At 48.1% G+C, this 6729-nt stretch carries 6 protein-coding genes; 1 reads left to right on the top strand and 5 read right to left on the bottom strand.

Annotated elements, in window-relative coordinates:
* Nucleotides 1-14: 14 nt before the first annotated feature.
* The 5 genes from B3W37_RS14050 to B3W37_RS14070 all read right to left on the bottom strand — a co-directional run bounded on the left by B3W37_RS14050 (nt 15) and on the right by B3W37_RS14070 (nt 6000).
* Nucleotides 15-1742: a sulfate adenylyltransferase subunit 1 gene (locus tag B3W37_RS14050; protein ID WP_483170033.1), complete on the bottom strand. Its 1728-nt coding sequence runs from the start codon at nt 1740-1742 to the stop codon at nt 15-17.
* A 35-nt stretch (nt 1743-1777) separates the two neighbouring features.
* Nucleotides 1778-2578, bottom strand: coding sequence for a sulfate adenylyltransferase subunit CysD (gene cysD, locus B3W37_RS14055; protein ID WP_483170034.1), 801 nt, complete (start codon nt 2576-2578; stop codon nt 1778-1780).
* A 9-nt stretch (nt 2579-2587) separates the two neighbouring features.
* Nucleotides 2588-2902 carry a 4Fe-4S dicluster domain-containing protein gene (locus B3W37_RS14060; protein ID WP_483170035.1) on the bottom strand — a complete coding sequence of 105 codons (315 nt, stop codon included), beginning with the start codon at nt 2900-2902 and terminating at the stop codon, nt 2588-2590.
* Entirely contained in the window at nt 2886-4574 is a 1689-nt protein-coding gene (locus tag B3W37_RS14065) for an adenylyl-sulfate reductase subunit alpha (RefSeq protein ID WP_483170036.1), read from the bottom strand. Before B3W37_RS14065 ends, B3W37_RS14060 begins: the two co-directional genes overlap by 17 nt.
* 139 nt (nt 4575-4713) lie before the next feature.
* Complete coding sequence (locus B3W37_RS14070; protein ID WP_483176170.1) at nt 4714-6000, bottom strand: ROK family transcriptional regulator; 1287 nt, start codon at nt 5998-6000, stop codon at nt 4714-4716.
* Between the two features lie 319 nt (nt 6001-6319).
* Here B3W37_RS14070 and B3W37_RS14075 point away from each other — a divergent pair.
* Nucleotides 6320-6729 (top strand): extracellular solute-binding protein (locus tag B3W37_RS14075; protein WP_483176171.1); only part of this gene is annotated, 410 nt, incomplete at its 3' end.

Here is a 6729-nt window from a genome sequence, read left to right on the forward strand (position 1 = left end):
CATTTAGCAAAGCTTTAAATAAAATAATCCACCTCCGCAATCCTGCGTTCATTTTCAAACCTGATATTTCTGAATTTCATAAAATCCATCCATTTGTCGGCCAGGACTGCTGGTTTTTTTGCCTCGCCCTCATCCGCGGTCAGGTATTCGCTGATGAAAAGATTAAACGATGTCCAATCGTTTACTTTTATATAAGCGCCGTGAATATCGATCAGTGGAACGGAATCAGATCTATACTCATGAAGCCCCACTATATTTTCCAGCCGCGCTTTGCGGATGCGGGCCGCCAGTTTTCCAGTCAGATCGATGACATCTATATCCTCTGGGTAATGGTAGCTCTCTCCCATAAGCGGCAGCACGTCCCCGGGTTCAAAGGTATTCGGCCGGCCCGGGTATTTACGCAGGATTCCGTCAGCCAGGGTAAAATAGTATTCGTCAAAGCATTGCACGTCCATTATGGTTTGGTTTTGAGCCAGCCTGGTGGCGTGCTGAATTTCTTTTACCAGCCCTGATACAATTCCCCCGCCGCTGACATCATAGCCGTCAACCAGCACAAACCTTCCGGTGCCCGGATGGTTTTTAAACTCGTCAAAGCTGATAAGCTCTTTGCTTCTTATGGTCACTTCAGCCACATCGTTGGTCTTGATTTGGGCCGCGTTTTCAAGCGCATCCAGGGTGGTGGCGTCGATGACTTTGCTTATGGATACGATTTCGCACTCCTGTTCCTGGGTGACCAGCTTTAATTTGTATCTTTTTCCTTTTACCAGAGGGGTCTTACCCATCCAGAACAAATTGGCTTTAAACAGGTCCGATACCAGAGGCGCCCCGTTCTTATGGCTGATGAACTCCCCTCTTTTATTAAAAAATTCATCTTCAACCGTGATGCCTACTGACATGCCAGCCGAAACAGCGTCCCTTTGATCCCTCTTTGCCCAGTACTCGATGGATTTTACTCTGGTTACCTTATTGCCGGGTGATATCAGAATCTCATCTCCGACCCCAAGCGTTCCCGACTCGATCCGGCCCGCGATAATTCTTCTCTGGTCGAATTTATACACATCCTGAACAGGAAAGCGCAGGGCTTTGTCCTCTAAACCCTTATCCTTCTCGAAGAGATCTATTGCGGCCAGGACAGGCTCGCCCTGGTACCAGGGCATCTGCTTGGAATTTGCGGTCAGGTTCTCCCCGTAAAAGGCGGAAATGGGGATATATTTCAGGGGGTAGACGTTCAGGCTGTTCAGGAACTTATTCATTTCCTGCCTGATTTCATGGAATTTCTCCTGGGAGTATTCGATCAGATCCATTTTATTGACCACCACATAAACCTTTTGAATCCCTAAAAGAGAAAGGATATAGCCATGTCTTTTAGACTGTTCCTGCACTCCTTCCCAAGCGTCAATAATAAGCAAGGCCGCCTCGGCATTGGCCGCACCGGAAATCATGTTCTTCAAAAACTCTTTATGCCCGGGCGCATCAATGATCACATAATCTCTCTTTTCAGTGAAAAATTGCAGCTGGGTGGTGTCGATGGTGATTCCCTGCTTCTGCTCCTCTTCAAAGGCGTCCAGCAAATAAGCATATTCAAAGGGCTTGCCCTTTTCCCGGCATATCTTCTTAACCCGTTCAATCTTGCCTTCGGCGACGGATTTGGTATCAAAAAGCAGCCTGCCAATCAGGGTTGATTTACCATGATCCACATGCCCTACCACCACGATTTTCAAAATCTCTCTATCCTTTTGCATAATCAACCTCTCCCGGCTTATTGGTCTACTGCGGTTTACATATACCCATCCTTGCGCAGCTTTTGCATGGCATAGGCGTCTTCCTGGTCCTGGGCTCTACCGGCTCTTTCGCTCACCTGGGTGTTTCTTAACTCCTCGATGATCTCCCCCACCGTGCTGGCCTGGGAATCTATTTTCCCCGTGCAAGGTGCGCAGCCCAGGCTTCGGTAGCGCTTACCGTTTTTCGCAAAATACAGATCTACCAGGGGAATCTTTTCGCGTTCGATATAAGCCCAGATGTCTATTTCATTCCAGTGCAGGATGGGATGCACCCGTATATGATTGCCCTTGGGGAAATCAGTTTTAAATTGGTCCCAGAGTTCAGGGGGCTGGTTGGTATAATCCCATTCCGAGTCTTTGTTGCGTTCGCTGAAAACCCTCTCTTTGGACCGGGAGCCCTCTTCATCCCGCCTGATGCCCAATATTAAACCCTCAAACTCATAATTGCTTACCACCTGCTGCAATGCATCGGTTTTTAAGGCCCGGCAGCATTCCAATCTTCCCTGGTCAGGCCCCATGCCCGCCTCCAGGGCTTCGTTATTGCTGTGGACGATCAAATCAAGATGATATTCCCGGACCATTTGATCCCGGTACACAATCATTTCAGGAATCTTCAAGGTTGTGTCCACATGAATCAAAGGAAAAGGAGAATGGCCGAAAAAGGCTTTTTTGGTCAGCCACAGCAGCACTGTGGAATCCTTTCCGATGGACCACAACATCCCCAATTTGCCGAATTTCTTATACGCTTCTCGCAAGATATAGATACTTTGCGCTTCCAATCTATCCAGATGATCCATGTTTCCTCCCTAGTAGCGGTTGGCTTCTTTTTTCCGAACCGTTATTGCTTCCTCTCCACCCGATGGTTTGATAAAAACCCAATGGATATATTCGTCATCCTGACGGGTGTGGAGGGTGGTGCCCCTTCCCCCCAGATCAGCGCCCAGGAAGTATTTGATGGCCCCAAAAGCGCATTCCTTGACGCAGGCCGTGCAACCCCAGCAATCTCTGGGAAAACGGCTCATGGTCTTACCCGAGGGGGCCTCGTAAAGAAGGCTCCCCGGGCAGACATCCCGGCATTTGCCGCATCCTGTGCAAGTTTCACTGTCAACTCTTATGCTCATAGACTTCATCCCTCTTTACCAGGTCTCTGAATACGATCTTTATTTCTCCATCCTCAAAGCGGGAGTTAACATATTTCAACCAGTTGTCATCGTCTTTCCCAGGATAATCAATATTTTCCTGAAAGCTGTGCCACCGCGTCTCCTTGCGGGCCTGCAGATGTTTGATCAAACTTTTGCACACGTACAGGCGGTCGGTCACTTCGTAAATATGCATGAGGCCATGGAGATCCGCAGCTCTCAAGTCCGCACTGCCGGCCAGAAGCTCATCGATATACTTCTCAGCCAGCGCCAGCCTGCTGGAGTTTACGGCATAGCCCGAAGATATGCCTCCGGCATACTCATCCATCACCTTTTGCATAGCCTCTTCCATATCTTCCGCCGTAAAGATTCCGGGATTGCCATGAAGACGGCGGTTCACTTTCTCAAGCTTTTGCATGGTTTCCAGCTCTTCAAGCTCTTCAAAACTTTGCTCCTTAATATATTCCAGTGCCGATAGGGCGGCAATCTCACCCTCAGCCAGGCAACCGGTCACATATTTCTGGGGACTGCCTCCGGCCACGTCTCCAGCCGCATACAGGCCGGCCAGGGTGGTGGCTCTGCCGGTATCCACCCAGTAGCCGCTGGCCGTGTGCCCGCCGACGATATAAGGTTCGGTCCCCTCGATTTCCACGTTTTCTTCAGCCGGACCGCGCCCGTTCTCCATCCACTTCAAGGCCTGGGCCGGAGCCATATTCAGGTAGGCCTTAAATAATTCCGCTTCGTCTTCCCGGTTGATTCCGGCGGTCTTTAAAAAGCAGGGACCGCTTCCCCTTTTATTCTCTTCCACCGTGGAATAGATGCGGATGTGGGTTTTCGGGGGGCCGTACTTCCGGTCATATTCCTCGCCCCGCGAGTTTACCTGCGGCGCCCAGACGCCCTGAGCTATGGTTCCGGTGGGTGCAATGGTGTCCTTGCATCTTAAGGCGATGAAGCGCATTTCAAAAGTGGTCATTTCCGCTCCGGCCCGTATCCCCATGGCATAACCGGCCCCGGTGTTAAAGGGGCAGTACCACATCTTGTGCCTGGAAAAACCAGGGTTGTTGGGCCGGTATAACCCTGCCGCTCCGCCGGTAGTGCAGATGACCGCCCGGGCTCGAATCACGTAAAAAATATCATCATCCAGGGAAAAGCCATAAGCCCCGATTACCTTCCGGTTGCTTACGATGTAGTCAATGACGTTCACCCGGTTCAAAACTCTTACATGCGCCTTTTCTTCAACCGCTTTAGCCAGCAGCGGTTTGATGTTTTCCCCGTTGATTTTTATGTTCCGGTTTCCCCGGGAAACGTACTTCCCGTTTTCGTCCTTTTGGATAATCAGCCCCAGGCCTTCCAGCTTATGCGCAACCCGGTTTAAGTTCCTGGCCAGGCCGTAGACCAGATCTTCCCGAACCAGGCCTTCGGAATCGTTTATTACATATTCCAGGTAGCTCTCCGGCGTCTGGCCCTCTACTATGTAGGCATTTAAGGCATTCACACCGGCGGCCAGGCAGCCGCTGCGTTTGATATTGGCTTTCTCGGCAATAATCACCGTACATTCTGAGTTTTCCGCTATCGTAACGGCCGCAAAACAGCCGGCGGTTCCGCCGCCAATAATGAGTATATCCGTGTCCAGCGTCTCTAGTTTTAACTGCATGGCTTTCCACCCTCTTGCTGCTAAATTCTACCTTTCAACCCTGTCGAGCCGTTTTCACCCTCGACCTCCAATAGATTGCTTAGTTTAGTTATCTATTTACTAGGTTTTATCCGGCAAACTTCCCTTTTTAAGCCTCAATTCATAGCTTTCCGGAAGCGCCAAAGGATAAGCGTGAGTCGCGTGAGTCCGTGTCATATACGCTTTTATTATTTATACAATGTTCAAATACCATAGCCGCTGACCCTATTGCAATGGTATGATCCCCGAAATTTCCGCCCTGGCTGAAAAGAACCCCCTCTTTAATACTTTTATAGCACTTTCTGTCCGCCACTTCCGTACATTTCTGGTAAAATAACTTCGATCTCTTGATCAAGGGCCCGCTTAATATGACCAGACCGGGATTTAAAAGATTGATGAAATTCGCCAATCCGGTTCCTAAAACTACTGCCGACCCGGTAATGATTTCTCTGGCCAGTTCATCCCCTTCTTCTGCTGCCTGGCAAATATCTATATAGCTAATCTCATCGATCGATTTTGAAATCTTTGAAGCCCTGCCTTTCTTTAACTCCGCAATAAATTTTCTGCTTATGGCCCCTATCGAAGAATAGCATTCTATACAGCCATAATTTCCACAGGCGCAAGGCTCTCCATCTACATCAATAACCATATGGCCGAATGCGTCTTCCGCATCATTGACGGTCCGAATAATAGTTCGGGAAGAAATGGTCCCGGTTCTGATCCCTACTCCGCAATGAATATAGACCAGATTGGAGTGGTTTCTGCCCTGGCCGAACAGCATTTCCGCCAGTACTGCGGTATTGGCCCCGTTGTCTATAAACACCGGACACTGAATTTTATCCTGCAGCATATCTTTCACATGTACATCGTGCCATCCCGGAGCCGCAAAGTTGACGGGGTTGTTTATAATTCCCTTTTCTCTGTCCATGGGGCCCACAGTGCCTACCCCAACCCCCAGCATTTGGCTTCCTGGAGCCTTTATCTGCTGCAAGCCGTTTTGAATAATCCCCCTGACCATCTCCAGCGTTTTCTCGGGGGTATAGGATGCATCCATCGTAAACTGCTGCTTATAGAGAATTTCCATCTTTAAATCGGTTATGATCACCTGGGTATAGGTTCTGGAAATGTCCACCCCTGCCAAATAGCCCTGACTGGCATTTACATCATACAGGGCCGGCTTTCTGCCCCCTGTGGACTGCCCTGTGCTGGACTGAATGATTAAACCTCGCTTTTCCAAAGGCTCCATCACCCGATTCAAGGTACTGAGTTTCATATTGGTAAGAAGCAGGAGTTCGTTCTTGGCCCGAGGACCATTCTTATGAATAAGATTAAATATTTTTTTGGCGTCCTGGGTGAGGCTTCCAAACACCTTGCGGATATCTTCCATCCCTTTTTCCCTGCCTTCCATGTAACAATTATCAGTTTAAATACTTTTATTTATTTTGACAATAAGTTTTTTGCCATTATGGGAAGAAGTTTGTTGACATAGGGTTGATAAACCAGTAAACTCATTATAGCATAGTAAACATATAATAAAAGTAAGATTTTATTTAAATTGGAGGTGATCCCAATAAAAAGGCCTTACAGGAAAACCTAAGTAGCGCTAGCTTTTTGGGCGATTATTTTTCATTTAAACTTAAAAACAACTTTTGTTCAAAAAGGAAAATTTTTTTCTTTTAATACCCACTAATTATATCTGAATACTTATCTATTAAGGAGGGCTTAATATGATGAAACCCCAAAAACGGAAGTTGGTTTATAAAAATGGACTGGTCTTGCTGCTGGTATTGTTGCTGCTTATTCCCGTAGCAGGTTGCTCTCAGAAGACATCTGGCCAAAAAACGGAGACGAATACGAATCCCCCGGCAGTCACCCTGCTAAACGTTTCCTATGATCCTACCCGTGAGCTGTACCAGGAGTTCAACGCTGACTTTGCAAAATATTGGAAAGAAAAAACCGGGCAGGATGTAACCATCGAACAGTCACATGGAGGATCAGGCAGCCAGGCCAGGGCGGTGTTGGACGGATTGGAAGCCGATGTGGTGACCCTGGCTTTGGCATATGATATTGATTCTATCAACAAGAATAAAGAAATTCTGAATAAAGATTGGCAAAAACGTTTAGCCAACAATTCCAC

It is taken from the genome of Syntrophomonas sp. UBA5494 (assembly GCF_002426325.1).

What these genes read in the sequence shown, in the direction of transcription:
- B3W37_RS14050 (WP_483170033.1), bottom strand. Translation starts at nt 1,742, where the DNA reads ATGCAAAAGGATAGAGAGATTTTGAAAATCGTGGTGGTAGGGCATGTG.
- cysD (WP_483170034.1), bottom strand. Translation starts at nt 2,578, where the DNA reads ATGGATCATCTGGATAGATTGGAAGCGCAAAGTATCTATATCTTGCGA.
- B3W37_RS14060 (WP_483170035.1), bottom strand. Translation starts at nt 2,902, where the DNA reads ATGAGCATAAGAGTTGACAGTGAAACTTGCACAGGATGCGGCAAATGC.
- B3W37_RS14065 (WP_483170036.1), bottom strand. Translation starts at nt 4,574, where the DNA reads ATGCAGTTAAAACTAGAGACGCTGGACACGGATATACTCATTATTGGC.
- B3W37_RS14070 (WP_483176170.1), bottom strand. Translation starts at nt 6,000, where the DNA reads ATGGAAGGCAGGGAAAAAGGGATGGAAGATATCCGCAAGGTGTTTGGA.